Annotated in this window: 13 protein-coding genes and 1 pseudogene; 6 read left to right on the forward strand and 8 right to left on the reverse strand. The window is 74.1% G+C overall.

Annotated elements, in window-relative coordinates; all coding sequences use genetic code 11:
- Both FXF68_RS29605 and FXF68_RS29610 read left to right on the forward strand, forming a co-directional pair.
- A pseudogene (locus FXF68_RS29605) lies at nucleotides 1-220 on the forward strand (glycerol kinase); the annotation flags it as partial.
- Nucleotides 221-316: 96 nt separating this feature from the next.
- A complete protein-coding gene (locus tag FXF68_RS29610) occupies nucleotides 317-1219 on the forward strand; it encodes a S1 family peptidase (RefSeq protein WP_148764962.1) in 903 nt (300 codons plus the stop codon).
- A 20-nt stretch (nucleotides 1220-1239) separates the two neighbouring features.
- Here the strand turns inward: FXF68_RS29610 and FXF68_RS29615 are convergent, their stop codons facing one another.
- Complete coding sequence (locus FXF68_RS29615; RefSeq protein ID WP_148764965.1) at nucleotides 1240-2028, reverse strand: SigB/SigF/SigG family RNA polymerase sigma factor; 789 nt, start codon at nucleotides 2026-2028, stop codon at nucleotides 1240-1242.
- Nucleotides 2029-2422: 394 nt separating this feature from the next.
- Here FXF68_RS29615 and FXF68_RS29620 point away from each other — a divergent pair, with 394 nt between their 5' ends.
- Nucleotides 2423-2824, forward strand: a complete 402-nt coding sequence (locus FXF68_RS29620) for a DUF2267 domain-containing protein (RefSeq protein ID WP_148764967.1) — start codon at nucleotides 2423-2425, stop codon at nucleotides 2822-2824.
- A gap of 91 nt (nucleotides 2825-2915) precedes the next feature.
- Here the strand turns inward: FXF68_RS29620 and FXF68_RS29625 are convergent, their stop codons facing one another.
- Nucleotides 2916-4151: a glycosyltransferase gene (locus FXF68_RS29625; RefSeq protein WP_148764969.1), complete on the reverse strand. Its 1236-nt coding sequence runs from the start codon at nucleotides 4149-4151 to the stop codon at nucleotides 2916-2918.
- A 148-nt stretch (nucleotides 4152-4299) separates the two neighbouring features.
- Nucleotides 4300-5742 carry an MFS transporter gene (locus FXF68_RS29630; RefSeq protein WP_148764971.1) on the reverse strand — a complete coding sequence of 481 codons (1443 nt, stop codon included), beginning with the start codon at nucleotides 5740-5742 and terminating at the stop codon, nucleotides 4300-4302.
- Nucleotides 5743-5850: 108 nt separating this feature from the next.
- Between FXF68_RS29630 and FXF68_RS29635 the strand changes: the two genes are divergently transcribed.
- On the forward strand, nucleotides 5851-6723 hold the full coding sequence (locus tag FXF68_RS29635; RefSeq protein WP_222870173.1) for a helix-turn-helix transcriptional regulator: 873 nt from the start codon (nucleotides 5851-5853) through the stop codon (nucleotides 6721-6723).
- Between the two features lie 22 nt (nucleotides 6724-6745).
- On the opposite strand, the gene FXF68_RS43230 is transcribed toward FXF68_RS29635, so the two are convergent.
- Nucleotides 6746-7114 carry a DUF6343 family protein gene (locus tag FXF68_RS43230; protein ID WP_222870147.1) on the reverse strand — a complete coding sequence of 123 codons (369 nt, stop codon included), beginning with the start codon at nucleotides 7112-7114 and terminating at the stop codon, nucleotides 6746-6748.
- Nucleotides 7115-7175: 61 nt separating this feature from the next.
- The gene (gene mgrA / locus FXF68_RS29645) at nucleotides 7176-8201 is read right to left on the reverse strand and encodes an L-glyceraldehyde 3-phosphate reductase (RefSeq protein ID WP_148764975.1); all 1026 of its coding nucleotides are present in this window, start codon (nucleotides 8199-8201) and stop codon (nucleotides 7176-7178) included.
- A 140-nt stretch (nucleotides 8202-8341) separates the two neighbouring features.
- On the opposite strand from mgrA, the gene paaZ reads away from it, so the two are divergent.
- Together paaZ and FXF68_RS29655 are read left to right on the forward strand one after the other, a co-directional pair.
- Nucleotides 8342-10399 carry a phenylacetic acid degradation bifunctional protein PaaZ gene (paaZ, locus tag FXF68_RS29650; RefSeq protein WP_187438167.1) on the forward strand — a complete coding sequence of 686 codons (2058 nt, stop codon included), beginning with the start codon at nucleotides 8342-8344 and terminating at the stop codon, nucleotides 10397-10399.
- Nucleotides 10400-10452: 53 nt separating this feature from the next.
- Nucleotides 10453-11397, forward strand: coding sequence for a LysR family transcriptional regulator (locus tag FXF68_RS29655; protein ID WP_148764977.1), 945 nt, complete (start codon nucleotides 10453-10455; stop codon nucleotides 11395-11397).
- On the opposite strand, the gene FXF68_RS29660 is transcribed toward FXF68_RS29655, so the two are convergent.
- From FXF68_RS29660 to FXF68_RS29670, 3 genes are read right to left on the reverse strand one after another with little or no spacing between them, the layout of a single operon-like run.
- Nucleotides 11357-12517 (reverse strand): Glu/Leu/Phe/Val family dehydrogenase, encoded by a 1161-nt coding sequence (locus FXF68_RS29660; protein WP_148764980.1) that lies wholly within the window; start codon nucleotides 12515-12517, stop codon nucleotides 11357-11359. The two genes, FXF68_RS29655 and FXF68_RS29660, sit on opposite strands and share 41 nt — an antisense overlap.
- A complete protein-coding gene (locus tag FXF68_RS29665) occupies nucleotides 12510-13664 on the reverse strand; it encodes an NAD(P)/FAD-dependent oxidoreductase (RefSeq protein WP_246179016.1) in 1155 nt (384 codons plus the stop codon). The genes FXF68_RS29660 and FXF68_RS29665 overlap by 8 nt, the downstream gene beginning before the upstream one ends.
- Nucleotides 13665-13673: 9 nt before the next feature.
- Entirely contained in the window at nucleotides 13674-15206 is a 1533-nt protein-coding gene (locus tag FXF68_RS29670; protein ID WP_148764982.1) for an aldehyde dehydrogenase family protein, read from the reverse strand.
- Between the last annotated feature and the right edge of the window lie 14 nt (nucleotides 15207-15220).

The following is a 15220-nucleotide window of genomic DNA, read 5'->3' on the forward strand; positions in this document are numbered from 1 at the left end:
CCCCGTCTCCCGCCCCCTCGTCGCCGAAACCACCGCCCTCGGCGCCGCCTACGCCGCCGGACTCGCCACCGGCTTCTGGACCACCACCGACGAACTCCGCCAAAACTGGAACGAAGACAAACGCTGGGAACCCACTTGGGACGAGGAGCAGCGCCACAACGGCTACGCCGGATGGAAGAAGGCCGTGGAGCGTACCTACGGCTGGGTGGAGGTCGACTGAGCGTGGCGATCCTTCACTGAGCGTAGGCGGTCGTCTAGAATCCGCCTGGACAGCGTCGCCCCGGCCGCTCCCGACCGGCCCGCCGAGAGGATTCCCATGACCAGGCGCTTCGCCGCAGCCGTCGCCCTCGCCGCCATCGGGGCCGGGACGCTCGCCGTCGTCGGACCGGCGCGGGCCGCGCCCTCCCGGACGGCGCCCGCGCGGAAGGCGCCCGCACCGGCGGAGGTCGACTTCACCGGGGCCGAGTTCGCCGGGGCCGACTCCGCCGGGGTCGACTTCACCGGGATCGTCGCGCTCAGCAACTGCTCGGGGGCGCTCGTCCGGGGGCCGCGGTCGCGCGACACCGACGCGGCGCTCGTCCTGACGAACGGCCACTGCCTGGAGACGGGCATGCCGAAGGGCGGGCAGGTCATCGTCGACCAGGACTCGTCCAGGACGTTCACGCTCCTCGACCGGACGGGCCGGAACGACCTCGGCACCCTCCGCGCCACGAGGGTCGAGTACGCCACCATGACCGACACCGACGTCACCGTCTACCGGCTGGACGCCACCTACGCCGCCATCCAGCGCAGGTACGGCGTCCCGGCGCTGCGGCTGTCGACGGCCCGGCCGCAGGACGGCATGGAGATCCGGGTGGTCTCCGGCTACTGGCGGACGATCTACGGCTGCCGCACCGACGCGACCGTCCACCGCCTGCGCGAGGCCGGCTGGACCTGGAAGGACTCCATCCGCTACCGGCCCGAGTGCGAGACGACCCACGGCACGTCCGGCTCGCCGATCGTCGACGTCCGGACCGGGCGGGTCGCCGGGATCAACAACACCGGCAACGACGACGGCGAGCGCTGCACCCTCAACAACCCGTGCGAGGTGGACCGGAGCGGCAGGGTGACCGTCCGGCGCGGCGCCCACTACGGCCAGCAGACGTACCTGCTCGCCCGCTGCCTCGGGGCGGACAGCGACGTCGTCCTGAGCAGGGACTGCGCGCTCCCCACCCCGTAGAACGGGGCCCCGGGACGGGGTCAGCGCTCCGCGAGGAGCCCGGCGCGGAGCCGCTCCAGCGTGGCGCGGAGCAGGCGCGACACGTGCATCTGGGACAGTCCGATCTGCTCGGCGATCTGCGTCTGGGTCTTGTTGCCGAAGAACCGCAGCAGCAGGATCGTCCGCTCGCGCTCGGGCAGCTCGTCGATGAGGGGGGTGAGGGCGTGGCCGTCGATGAGGGCGTCGAGCGCCGGGTCGTCCCTGCCGAGGTGCTCGCCGACCGTGCCGGAGTCGCCGCTCGGCGACCCGTCCGCCGGGGCCTCGAGCGACAGCGGGCGGTAGGCGTCGCACGCGGCGATGACCTCGGCGGTCTCCTCCTCGGTGAGGCCCATCCGCGCGGAGATCTCCGAGGTCGTGGGGGAGCGGCTGTGCTCGCGGGTGAACTCCTGGACGGTGTGCTGCAGCACCGGCCGCAGCTCCTGGATGCGGCGCGTCACCCGGACGCCCCAGGTCTTGTCGCGGAAGTGCCGCTTCACCTCGCCGGTCACCACCGGGTAGGCGTAGGTCACGAAGCGGTCGCCGATGCCGGGGTCGAACCGGTTGATGGCCTTGACGAGCCCCAGGTAGGCGACCTGCTGGAGGTCGTCGAGAGGCTCCCCTCGGTCGGCGTACCGGCGCGCGACGCCCCTGACGAGCGGGGCGTGGATGTCGACGATCCGGGCTCGGAGGCGCTCGCGTGCGGGGTCGCCGTCGTGCAGCGCGTTCATCTCAGCGAGGAGCGTCTCGGTCTGGCCGTCGTCGAACCGTCCGGTGGACTGCGCCGACGTCATTCGGGGTCGTCTCCCTTCGGACGGGACCGGGCGAGCCGGGGGGCGATCGCTCGGTCCCGTCCCTCTACCCTCCGATCGGCCCGTCACACGGACGCCCCGCCGGGGCAGGGCGCGGCGGGGCGGGAAGAGGTGGGGAAACGTGGCGCGGCCCAGGCTCGCAGCTGGGAGCACATGGCACCGAGCCGACGAGTGGGCCGCGAGATGACTCTGCCCACCCCGCACTCTCGGTAAACCGATAGGTGTCTGAAGTGTCGCGCCCCGGCAAGGCGACCTGACCGGACGGGCCAGGGCGCTCCGGGGATCCGGACGTTCCCGGCAATACGTTAATAACCGGGCATTTCGGGAAGCTCCAGCAGTTCAGGCTGGACAGGCGGGATAGGAAGGAGTGTCCACCATGCGGCACGAAGCGTTCATCGGCCAGGTGCAGGACCGTGCCCGCCTCTCCGGGCACGGCGAGGCGGAACGGGCCACCCGCGCGGTGCTGGAGACGCTCGGCGAGCGGATCCCGGAGGGGCTCGCCGACAACCTCGCGGCGCAGCTGCCGCACGAGATCGGCGAGCATCTGCGCCGCACCGAGGTCTACGGCGGGGCCGGGTCGGGCGAGCGGTTCGACCGGCACGACTTCATCGAGCGGGTCGCCGCCCGCTCCGGGGCGGACGAGCCGCGCTCGGCGTACCTGGCGCGGGTCGTGCTGGAGGTGACCGACGAGGCCACGCAGGGAGGCATCACGCGGAAGGTCCGCGACAGCCTCCCCGCCGACATCAGGAGCCTGGTGACGGCCGGCCACACCGGCTGACACCCCCCGGCGCTCAAGGCTCACGGCCAGGACGGTTCCCGGGACGGGCAGGCCACCGTCTCCCGCGCCTCGCAGCCGTCCGGCGGGTGGGTCAGGCCGCGACGTCGTTGAGCGCGGCGGCGTCCCGGTAGACGGCGACGGTGTCGGCGGCGACGCGGGACCAGGCGTAGTGGACGCGCGCCCGCTCCGCCCCGGCGAGCCCCATCCGGGCGCGCCGCGCCGGGTCGGTGAGCAGCGCGCGGATCGCGACGGCGGCGGCCTCCGGCTCGCGCGGCGGGACGAGGACGCCGGTGACGCCGTCCACGACCGTGTCGAGGTGGCCGCCGACGGCGCTCGCGACGACGGGCGCGCCGCAGGCCATGGCCTCCAGCGGCACCATGCCGAACGGCTCGTACCAGGGCAGGGCGACGACGAGGCTCGCCGAGCGGAGCAGCGGCGGCACCTCGGTGTGCCCGACCCGGCCGAGGAGGCGGACCCGGCCCGCGACCCCCGCGTCCCGCGCGATCCGCCGCAGCCGGTGGACTCCGGGGTCGCCGTCGAGACGGGTCGGGGACGGGCCGCCCGCGACGACCAGCTCGGCGTCCGGCACGTGGGCCAGCGCCCGGACGGCGGTGTCGACGCCCTTCCGCTCGACCAGCCGCGACAGCATGACCAGCCGATGCCGCCCGCCGCCGGGCTCGCGGCGCTCGTCGCCGCCCGGGGTGAAGAGGCCGACGTCGACGCCGCACGGCACCACGCGGACGCGGCGCGGCGGCACGCCGATCGCGGCCAGCTCGGAGACCTCGTCCGAGCAGGTGGCGATCACCCTGTCGGCGGCGCGGCCGATCGCCCGCTCCAGCCGCACCCGGGACGCCGGGCTGGTGTCGGCCGCGCCCCGGTGGCGGCGCATCACGGTGCCGAGCGCGTGGTAGGACTGCACGACCGGCACGCGCCGCGACCCGGCCGCCTGCGCGGCCTGGATCGCGGCGAGTCCGCTCATCCAGTGGTGGGCGTGCACGACGTCCGGCGGGTCGGCGGCCCACCGGCGCTCCAGGTGCCGCCCGAAGTCGTGCATCCAGGGGAGCAGCGCGTCCTTCGCGATGCGCTCCGCCGGGCCCGCGGGGACGTGCTCCACGGTCACGCCGGGCGCGAGCCGTACCCGCTCGGGCCGCGCCGGCGCGTCGCGCCGCGTGTACACGGTGACGTAGTGGCCCTGCCGTCCGAGCTCGGCGGCCAGCTCGGCGACGAACACGCTCTGCGCGCCCTCGGCTCCGGGGCGCCCCCTCCCCGCCGGGCCGCCCCCGGCGGCGAGCGGGCTGGCGTGTTCGGAGACCATCGCGATCCTCATCGCACTACCTCCTGGAGATCTCACCGCCATTCGCACAGGAAGCCGGGGGGATGAAGCGGATTCGACATTGCCCGTGTCGATCGTCCTAAACGCCGGATTTCCGAAAGCCCGCAGGTGGACGGCGTGTCAGGCGGCGTGCGCGTCGGCGTCAAGCGGCGGGGGCGGCCGTCCGGCCGCGCGCCAGCCGCAGCGCGCACACCGCGCCGAGGAACGCCGCCCCGGCGAGGGCCCAGCCCGTGCCGTACTCGGCGTGCCGGGTCGAGGCGCCCGACTCCGCCAGCGTGAGGAACAGCGTCCCGATGGTGGCGATGCCGACGACCTGGGCGATCTGCATGAGCGTGAGCAGCAGGCCGCTGGCGTCCGCCGCGTCCTCGGGGGCGACGTGCCGCAGCGCGACCGTCATGATGATCGGCATCACGCCGAGGCCGAACCCGATCACCATGGTGAGCAGCTCGTAGGGGAGCCCGCCGCCTGCGAGCGGGCCGATGCACAGGTAGCCCACGGCCGCGACGGCGAACCCGGCCGGGACGGCGGGCCGGTGCCAGCGCGCGGGCAGCCGCTGCCAGTTCAGCCCGACCAGCGCGAACGCTGCGACGCACGGTACGAACGCGAGGCCCGACTCGACCGGCGACAGCCGCAGGTCGCCCTGGAGGTGCAGCGTGGTGGTGAACAGGAACGAGCCCCAGCTCCCCGGCCCGAACAGCATGGCGACGCACGCGGGCACGAGCAGCGGAGCGCGGAGCACGCGCGGGGAGATCAGCGGTCGTCCGCCGGTCGCGGCGACGCGGCGCTCGACGGCGACGAAGGCGGCGAGGAACACGGCGCTCGCGGCGAGCGAGATCCACCCCCACAGCGGCCAGCCGAGCTCGTGCCCCATGATCAGCGGGACGACGAACAGCAGCACCGCAGGCGCGAGGGTGAGCAGGCCGGGCAGGTCCAGCTCGGCCCGCAGGCCCGTGGTCCGGGGCGGGACGTCGTCGGCGGGCAGCGTGCGCGGCGACGCGAGCAGCAGCGCGACGCCGATCGGGACGTTCACGAGGAACACCGTCCGCCAGCCGGTGCCGAACAGGTCGGCGCTGACCAGCAGGCCGCCCGCCGCCTGGCCGACGACGACGCCGCCCGCGATGACGGCGGAGTACACGCCGAGCGCGCGCGCCCGTGCCGCGCCGGTGAAGTTCCGCTGGATCATCGACATGACCTGGGGCGTCAGCAGCGCCGCGCCGACGCCCTGGAGGAACCGGAACACCACCAGGGCGCCCGTGGACGGCGCCAGGCCGCAGGCCAGGGACGCGACCGTGAACCCGGCGAGCCCGACGCGGTACATCCGGCGGTGCCCGGCGATGTCGCCGAGCCGGGCGCCGGTGATCAGCAGGACGGCGTAGGAGATGATGTAGCCCGCGACGACGAGCTGCAGCCCGGAACCGGACGCGTGCAGGTCGGCGCGCATGGTCGGGAGCGCGACGTTGACGATGCTCACGTCCAGGATGGCCATGAACTGGCCGAGCAGGATGACGGCCAGCGCGAGGCGGCCGGGTCCGTTCCGCGACTCCCGTTCGGGAACAATCCCGCGCAGATCGGTTGCTTGTGTCATGGGTACGATCTTGGCGGGCGACGGGTACCGGTAACGAGAGCCTGGTGATACTGGTACTGACAGCACCTGGCAACGGCGGCGGACCGGATGCATCCTGGGGGCGTGACGATGACGACCGCGCAGACCACCACCGCGCCGCGTCGCAGGACGGAGCTGGCGGCGTTCCTGCGGAGCAGGCGCGAGCGGATCACGCCCGAGGACGTCGGGATGCCGCCGGGCCCGCGGCGCCGCACCCCCGGTCTGCGCCGCGAGGAGGTCGCGCAGCTCGCCGGGGTCGGCGTCACCTGGTACACGTGGCTGGAGCAGGGCCGTCCGATCAACGCGAGCACCCAGGTGCTGGACGCGGTGGCCCGCACCCTCCGGCTCGACGGCGCCGAGCGCGAGCACCTGTACCGGCTCGCCGACGTCCCCGAGGCGACCGTGGACGAGGAGGCCGAGACCCTGCCCGCCGAGGTGCAGGGCATCCTGGACGCGCTCGTCCCGATGCCCGCCGCGGTGGCGAACGGCCGGTCCGACATCCTCGCCTGGAACGCGGCCTACGCGGCGATCTTCCCGCACATCGTTTCGGCGCGGCCGTGCGAGCGGAACTCGCTGTGGATGGTGTTCACCCTGCCGCCGTGCTGCAACCCGGTCGTGAACCTGGACGAGGCGGCGCCCGGCCACGTCGCGGTGTTCCGGCACCGCTACAGCCGGCACCTCGGCGAGCCGGGCTGGAAGGAGCTGGTCCGGCGGCTCCAGGCGGTCAGCCCCCAGTTCGCCCGCCTGTGGGCGTCGCACGACGTGGCGCTGCCGGGGCAGAGCGACAAGGTGTTCCGGCACCACGCCGTCGGCGTCATCCGGACCCGCACCACGAACATGGAGATCACGGCGTCCCCGGACGCGCGGCTCGTCGTGTACACGCCGACCGACGAGGAGAGCCGCGAGCGGATCGCGTGGCTGATCGAAAACCCGGACGCCGCCGCCGTCGACCACTCCCACTGAGCCCGCCGCCCCCGCCGCGCGGTCAGGTGCGGGACCGGCGCGCGATCACGACCAGGTCGAGCGCGGCGATCAGGGCGACGGCCGCGCAGATCGCCGCCGCCGCCCAGGCGCCGTCGCCGCCGCCGGACTGCGCCCGCACGGCGAACAGGACGGCGGCCGCGGCCGCCCCGACCAGCGCGATCCCGGACAGGATCGCGCGCAGCCGCAGCGGGCTCCGGGCGGTCAGCGGCTCGCGGCCGCTCGGCTGCGCGTGCCGGTAGGGGCCGTGCGAGCCGGGTCCGTGCCAGTCCGGGTCGCGCCACTCGGAGTACTCGGGCCCGGGTTCGCCGCGACCCGGCTCGTCCCGGCCGGGCCGCGGCCGCTCGGGCTCCTCGCGCTCGGGCTCGTCCATGGGCTGCTCGTGCCCGGTCAGGCCCGGACGATGCGTCCGGAGCCGCGTCCGAAACCGCAGGTCACCCCGCGCTGGACGCCGCCCAGATGTTGATCCCCGCCTCGACCGCGTCCCGGTCGATCGCGGCGAGCTCGTCCGCGCCGAGCTCGGGCGCGTCGAGCGCGCCGAGGTTCTCCTCCAGTTGCGCGACGCTGCTCGCGCCGATCAGCGCCGAGGTGACCCGGCCGTCCCGCAGCGCCCACGCGAGCGCGAGCTGCGCGAGAGACTGGCCCCGCCCCTTGGCGATCTCGTTCAGCGTGCGGACGTGCCGGACGTTCTCCTCGCTGAGCAGGTCGGCGGAGAACGACGTCCCCTTGCTGGCCCGCGACCCGGCCGGGACGCCGTGGAGGTACTTGTCGGTCAGCATCCCCTGCGCCAGCGGCGAGAACGCGATGCAGCCCACGCCCTCCCGTTCGAGCGTGTCGAGCAGGCCGCCCTCGATCCAGCGGTTCAGCATCGAGTAGGACGGCTGGTGGATCAGCAGCGGCGTCCCCATGTCCCGCAGGATGGCGGCGGCCTCGGCGGTGCGCTCCGGCGAGTACGACGAGATCCCCGCGTACAGCGCCTTCCCTGACCGGACGGCCCGGTCGAGCGCCCCCATCGTCTCCTCAAGCGGCGTGTCCGGGTCGAACCGGTGGCTGTAGAAGATGTCGACGTAGTCGACGCCCATCCGCCGCAGCGACTGGTCGAGGCTGGCGAGCAGGTACTTGCGCGACCCCCACTCGCCGTACGGGCCCGGCCACATGTCGTACCCGGCCTTCGTCGAGAGAACGATCTCGTCCCGGTAGGGCGTGAAATCCTCCCGGAAGATCCGGCCGAAGTTGGTCTCGGCGGAGCCGTACGGCGGGCCGTAGTTGTTGGCCAGGTCGAAATGCGTGACGCCGAGGTCGAACGCGCGCCGCAGGATCGCCCGCTGGACCTCCAGCGGCCGGTCGTCGCCGAAGTTGTGCCACAGGCCGAGCGAGATCGCCGGGAGCCGCAGCCCGCTGCGCCCGCACCGCCGGTAGGTCGTCCGCTCGTATCGTCCGCCGTCCGCCGCGTAGGTCATGGCCGGGAGTATTCCAGGGCGGGCCGGGCACGGCGCCGCGCGGGCGGCGGGGCGGCGCGAGTACACAAAGGATCCGGTCGGCGGCTGTCATCTCTGCCATGCGTGAACGGGGCGCGGAAGTGGCAAGGTTACTCAGAGATATGGACGAGGAGGTCCCTGTGGTCGCGCTGCGCAGTTACGTGTCGGGTTCCTGGCATGCTCCGGAGGACGAGGGGGCGCCGCTGCACGACGCCGTCACGGGCGAGGAGGTGGCCAGGATCTCCTCGGCGGGGATCGACCTCGGCGCCGCGCTTGAACACGGCCGCCGGGCGGGCGGCCCGGTGCTGCGCGAGCTGACCTTCCACCAGCGCGCGTCGCTGCTCAAGGCACTGGCCTCCCACCTGCGGGAGCACCGCGAGGAGTTGTACGCGCTGTCGGCCAGGACGGGCGCGACCCTGGGCGACTCGAAGTTCGACGTCGACGGCGGCATCGGCGTCCTGTTCGGCTTCGCGAGCAAGGGCAAGCGGGAGCTGCCGAACGACACGGTCCTCGTGGAGGGGAACGTGGAGCCGCTCGGCAAGGGCGGGACGTTCGTCGGCCAGCACCTGTGCACCCCGTCGCGCGGCGTGGCGGTGCAGATCAACGCGTTCAACTTCCCGGTGTGGGGGCCGCTGGAGAAGCTCGCCCCGGCGTTCCTCGCGGGCGTGCCGAGCCTGATCAAGCCGGCGAGCCAGACCGCGTACCTGACGGCCCGGCTGGTCGAGCTGATCGTCGAGTCCGGGATCCTGCCGGAGGGGACGGTCCAGATGGTCTGCGGCGAGCCGCGCGACCTGCTCGACCACCTCACCGAGCAGGACATCGTGGCGTTCACCGGGTCGGCGTCCACCGCGCGGCTGCTCCGCACGCACCCGGTGATCGTGGCGAACGCGGTCCGGTTCAACGCGGAGGCCGACTCGCTGAACTGCTCCATCCTCGGCCCGGACGCGACGCCCGGCAGCCTCGAGTTCGACCTCTTCGTCAAGCAGCTCGTCAGCGAGATGACGGTGAAGGCGGGGCAGAAGTGCACGGCGATCCGCCGCGCGCTCGTCCCGGCCGGGCTGGTCGGCGAGGTCGCCGAGGCGGCCCGCGAGCGGCTGGCGCGGATCACCATCGGCGACCCGGCCGACCCCGACGTCCGGATGGGCGCGCTCGCCACCCTCGACCAGCGCGAGGAGGTCCGCCGCTCGCTGAAGGCGCTGCTGGACGCGGGCCGCGTCGTCGCGGGCGACCCCGACCGCGTCGAGGTCGTCGGCGCGGACGCCGAGCGCGGCGCGTTCATGTCGCCCGTCCTGCTCCGCGCGGACGACCCCGGCCGCGCCGAGCCGCACGAGGTGGAGGCGTTCGGGCCGGTCAGCACGCTGCTCCCGTACGAGGGCGCCGAGCAGGCGGTGGAGCTCGCCGCCCGGGGGCGCGGCAGCCTCGCCGGGTCGATCGTGACCGGCGACCACGACTTCGCGCGGCGGGTGGTGCTCGGCGCCGCGCCCTGGCACGGGCGGCTGCTCGTGCTGAACGCCGAGGACGCGAAGGAGTCCACCGGGCACGGGTCGCCGCTGCCCCAGCTCGTCCACGGCGGGCCGGGGCGCGCGGGCGGCGGGGAGGAGATGGGCGGGATCCGCGGGGTCGTGCACCACATGCGGCGCACCGCCGTCCAGGCGGGGCCCGCGATGCTCACCTCGATCACCGGCCGCTGGGTGCCCGGCACCGACCGGACGGTCACCGACGAGCACCCGTTCCGCAAGCACCTGGAGGACCTGCGCGTCGGCGACACCGCCGTCGGCGGCCCGCGCGTCGTCACGCTCGACGACGTCGAGCACTTCGCCGAGTTCACCGGCGACACCTTCTACGCCCACACGGACGAGGAGGCCGCCCGCGCCAACCCGTTCTTCGGCGGCCGGGTCGCGCACGGCTACCTGGTCGTGTCGTTCGCGGCGGGGCTGTTCGTCGAGCCGTCGCCGGGGCCCGTCCTCGCCAACTACGGCCTGGAGAACCTGCGGTTCCTCACCCCGGTCAAGCCGGGCGACGAGCTGACCGTCACGCTGACCGCCAAGCAGATCACGCCGCGGGACGGCGCCGACTACGGCGAGGTCCGCTGGGACACCGACGTCACCAACCAGGAGGGCGCCTCGGTCGCCAAATACGACGTCCTCACCCTGGTGGCGAAGAGGCCCAAGCACGACTGAAACTAGAAGGGACGTCTAGCGGGGGAGACGTCTGCCAGAACGGGGTGCGCCCAATGATCAGTCCCCTGCACATCCAGACGGTGCGCGAGGTCGTCCGCACCGGCTCCTTCGCGGACGCCGCCCGCAACCTCGGGTACACGGCGTCCGCGGTCTCCCAGCAGATCGCCGCGCTGGAGCGGGCCTGCGGCCTGGTGCTGTTCGAGCGCCGGGCCCGCAGCGTCCGGCCGACCAGCGCGGCGTTCCTCGTGGTCAGCAAGGGCAACGACGTGCTGTCCGCCCTCGACACCCTCGAACGGGAGCTGCGGACGGTCGCCGTCGGCGAGCGCGGCGCGCTGCAACTCGGCAGCTTCCCGACCGCCAGCGCCCGCATCCTGCCGCGCGTGCTGGCGGAGCTGTCCCGCGTCCGGCCCGGCATCGAGATCAAGTTGTCGGAGGGGGAGCCTGACGAGCTTCTCCCCGAACTTCTCGACGGCGACCTCGACCTCCAGCTCGTCTACCGGTACGACCTGTTCCCGCGCACCTGGCCCGCCCAGATCGTGGAGACGCCGGTGATGGACGAGAACCTCGTCCTGTGCGTGCCGGAGGAGCATCCCTTAGCCGGTGGACGCACCGTGCGGCTGCGCGACCTCACCTCGGAGACGTGGATCGCGAGCCGTCCGGAGAGCTCTGGCGCGCAGGCCCTGTTACGGCTGTGCAGCACGGCCGGGTTCACGCCGAACATCGCGTTCCGCAGCAACGACTACGCGGTGGTGTGCGGGCTCGTAGGGTGCGGGCTCGGGATCGCGCTCGTCCCCGCGCTCGGCTGCGTGCCCGCGCCGGGGCTGCGGATGCTGAAGCTGAGCCGCCGCAGCCCGCAGCGGCACGTCACCGTCCTGCGCCGGACGACGAACACGAACCCGCTGGTCAAGGACGCGATGCGCGGGCTCACCGAGGTCGCGCGGACGGTCGAGGCGGAGATCAGCGGGGCGACCGGTCCGCGCGCGGAAGGCGGCCCTTGAGCTCCATCGCCGCCCGCACCCGCCGCTGCGCCAGCGCGACGGCCGCCCGGTGCGTGGTCGTGCCCTGGGAGCGGGCGGCGGCGAGGACCGTCCGGGTGTTCTCCCGCATCTTCGCCGAGACGGCGGCGAACACCGCGTCCGGGTCGGGACGGAACGGCGAGTAGCGGGCGTCCATCGCGAACCCGGCCGCGACGACCCCGCCCGCGTTGGCGACGAAGTCGGGCACGACCATGATCCCGCGCGCGGCGAGCACGTCCTGCGCGGCCGGGCCGGTGGGCAGGTTCGCGCCCTCGACGACGATGCGCGCGCGGATCCCTGCGGCGACGCGCTCGTCGATGACGTCCTGCGTCGCGGCCGGGACGAGCACGTCCGCAGGGACGAGCAGCTCGGCGCCCACGTCCAGCAGCCGCCCGCCGTACTCCTCGACCGCGGCGTCCCCGACCTCGGCGCGCAGGTCGAGCAGGCGGGCGACGTCCAGGCCGTCCGGGTCGTGCAGCGCGCCGCGCGCGGTGGACACCGCGACGACGGCCGCGCCCAGCTCGGCGAGCCGCCGCGCCGCCGCGTGCCCGACCGCGCCGAACCCCTGCACCGCGACCCGCGCCCCGCGCAGGGACGTCCCGGCGTGCCGCGCGGCGGCGTCGGCGGCCTCCGCGACGCCGAAACCGGTGACGCCCAGCTCGTCGTACGGCATCCCGCCGAGCGCGTGCGGGGTGCCGACGGCCGCGCCCCGGTCGGCCAGCTCGTCCTGGACGATCGCCGCGTCCCGCTCCGTCAGCCCCATGTCGAGCCCGGCGACGTACTGGCTCGGGATCTCCCGCGACAGCGCCCGGACGAACGACCGCAGCACCGCCTCCCGGTCCGGCGCGGCCGGGTCGGCCACGATCCCGGCCTTCGCCCCGCCGAAGAACAGGTCGACGCCCGCCCACTTGTAGGTCATGACCCGCGCGAGCCGCGCCACCTCCGCGACCGTCACGGACGGGCTCATCCGCATGCCGCCCTTGCCCATGCCGCGCGCGGTGTTGTCGATGACGAGGACGCCGCGCATGCCCGTCCGCGCGTCGGACACGCAGACGACCCGCTCGGGGCCCCACTCGTCCATCAAGGCCAGCACGTCAGACACGGTTCAGCTCCGGACGGAGCCCGTCGCCGGTGAACCGCGCGGCGTGCAGCGGGCCGACGTCGGCGAACGGCTCGCGGCCCAGGTACAGGTCGCGGACGACCTCGCCCACCGCCGGGCCCTGCAGGAACCCGTGCCCGGAGAAGCCCGTCGCGTACAGGAACCGGGACACCGAGGCGTCCTCTCCGATGAGCGCGTTGTGGTCGGGCGTCACCTCGTACAGGCCCGCCCATCCGCCGGTGAGCCCGACGTCGAGGAGGGACGGCGCGCGGGACGCGATCGCCGCGGTGAGGCGGGGGAGCCAGGCGTCCGAGCGGTCCAGCGCGAAGCCGGGCTCCTCGTCCGGGTCGGACATGCCGAGCATCAGCCCCTCGCCCTCGCCGTGGAAGTAGAACGTCGTCGTGAAGTCGATCGTCATCGGGACGGGACGCGGCAGCCCCGGGATCGGCTCGGTGAACACGATCTGGCGGCGCAGCGGCTCGACCGGCAGGTCGACCCCGGCCATCCGGCCGACCGCCGCCGACCACGGCCCCGCCGCGCACACCACGGCGGACGTCGCGATGCGGCCGCGCGACGTCTCGACGGCCGTGACCTCGCCGCCGTCCGTCTCGATGCCGAGCACCTCGCAGTGCGTGCGGATCGTCGCGCCGTGCCGCCGCGCGCCCGTCGCGTACCCGAGGACGACCGACTCGGGCGTGCAGTGCCCGTCGTCGGGGGAGAACGCGGCGCCGAGCAGCCCGCCCGCGTCGACCAGCGGGGACAGCCGCCGCGCCTCCGCCGCGGAGACCATCCGGCTCGGCACGCCCAGCTCGTTCTGCAGCGCGACGCCCGCCTCGAACGACGCGACGTCCTCGGGGCGCGACAGCAGGAACAGGTACCCGACCCGGCGCAGGTCGATCTCCTGCCCGGGACGTTCCCCGAACCGTCCGAACGCCTCCAGGCTGCGGGCGCCGAGCCGGATGTTGACCTCGTCGGAGAACTGCGCCCGCACCCCGCCCGCGGCCTTGCACGTCGAACCGGAGCCCAGCTCGTCGCGCTCCACGAGGACGACGCCGCGCACCCCGGCCTCCGCGAGGTGGAACGCGATGCTCGTGCCCATCACCCCGCCGCCGACGACGACGACCTCCGCCTCCACTCCGGCCGTCTCCACCGTGGCCGCCTAGAGCCGGAAGCCGGGATCGGGGACGATCTCCAGGACGTCCATCTGCGCCTTCTGCAGCCGTCCGGAGTAGTCCCAGTTCATCGACTGCCAGCGGGTGAACTGGTCCAGCACCCACATTCCCGACTGGCGGCTGCCGTTGCCGGAGCGCCCGTTGCCGCCGAACGGCAGGTGCGCCTCCGCGCCGGACGTGGAGTTGTTGACGCTCACCATCCCCGCCGAGATCCGGCGGCGGAACGCGAAGACCTTCGCCGGGTCCGTCGTGTAGATCGACGCGGACAGGCCGTAGCCCGGCGCGTTCGCCAGCTCGATCGCCTCGTCCAGCGTACGGTAGGGGGCGACGCCGATGATCGGGCCGAACGTCTCGTTCATGAACAGCTCGTCGGCGGGGCCGACGCCGTCCACGACCACCGGGTGGTAGTACAGCCCGGCGCCGGCGTCGCCGGTGAACCCGGCGCGCGGCGCGGCGGCCGTGATCCGGCCGGTCGAGCCGTGGACGGAGTGGTGGGGCCCGATCCAGCCGAGGACCTTCTCGAACCCGTCCGCGAACCGCTCGTCGATCATCGGGCCGTACAGGACGTGGCCGGACGGGTCGCCGACCACGGCGGCGCCGACGGCCTCGTCCAGGAGCCGGACGAACTCGCCGTGGACCGACTCGTGGACGATCGCCGTCCCGAGCGACGTGCAGCGCTGCCCGGCCGTCCCGAACCCGGAGAACAGGGCGCCCTCGACGGCGAGCGGGAGGTCGGCGTCCTCGGTGACGACCATCGGGTTCTTGCCGCCGAGCTCCAGGCACGGCGACTGGAGGTGCCGCCCGCACAGCTCCCCGATCCGCGACCCGACCTCGGTGGAGCCGGTGAACCCGACCTTGTCGACCAGGCCCCGCCCGAGCGCCTGCTCCAAGCCGCGGAACGTCTCGGGGCCGTCCGCGTAGACGATGTTGAGGACGCCGCCCGGCAGCCCCGCGTGCGCGCACAGCTCGTAGAACGCGTCGGCGCAGGCCGCCGCGTACTCGGCGGGCTTCCACACGACCGCGTTCCCGCACAGCAGGGCCGGGACGATGTACCAGGACGGCACCGCCACCGGGAAGTTCCCCGCCGTGATCACGGCGACGACGCCGACCGGGTCGCGGAAGGTGAAGAGCTGCTTGTCCGGCATCTCCGACGGGACGGTCTGGCCGTAGAGGCGACGTCCCTCGCCGAGGAAGAACGCGCAGGTGTCCGCGATCTCCTGCACCTCGCCGAGCGCCTCCGCGTACGGCTTGCCGACCTCGCGGGTCACGACGCTGGCGAGGGCCTCCTTGTTGGCCTCGACGAGGCGGCCGAGCGCGGCGACGGCCTGGCCGCGGACGGGCGGCGGGACGTCCCGCCACGCGTCCTGCGCCGCTCGGGCGGCCTCGCAGGCGCGGACGAGGTCGTCCGCTTCCGCGAGGGACACCTCGGCGACGACCTCGGACGTCCGGGACGGGTCGGTGGAGCGGTACGGGCGCGGCCCCGCCGGGACGCGGGCGCCGCCGATGACGGAGGAGAGCACGGTCTCAGGGTGAA

Source organism: Actinomadura decatromicini, assembly GCF_008121305.1.
Taxonomy (GTDB): domain Bacteria; phylum Actinomycetota; class Actinomycetes; order Streptosporangiales; family Streptosporangiaceae; genus Spirillospora; species Spirillospora syzygii.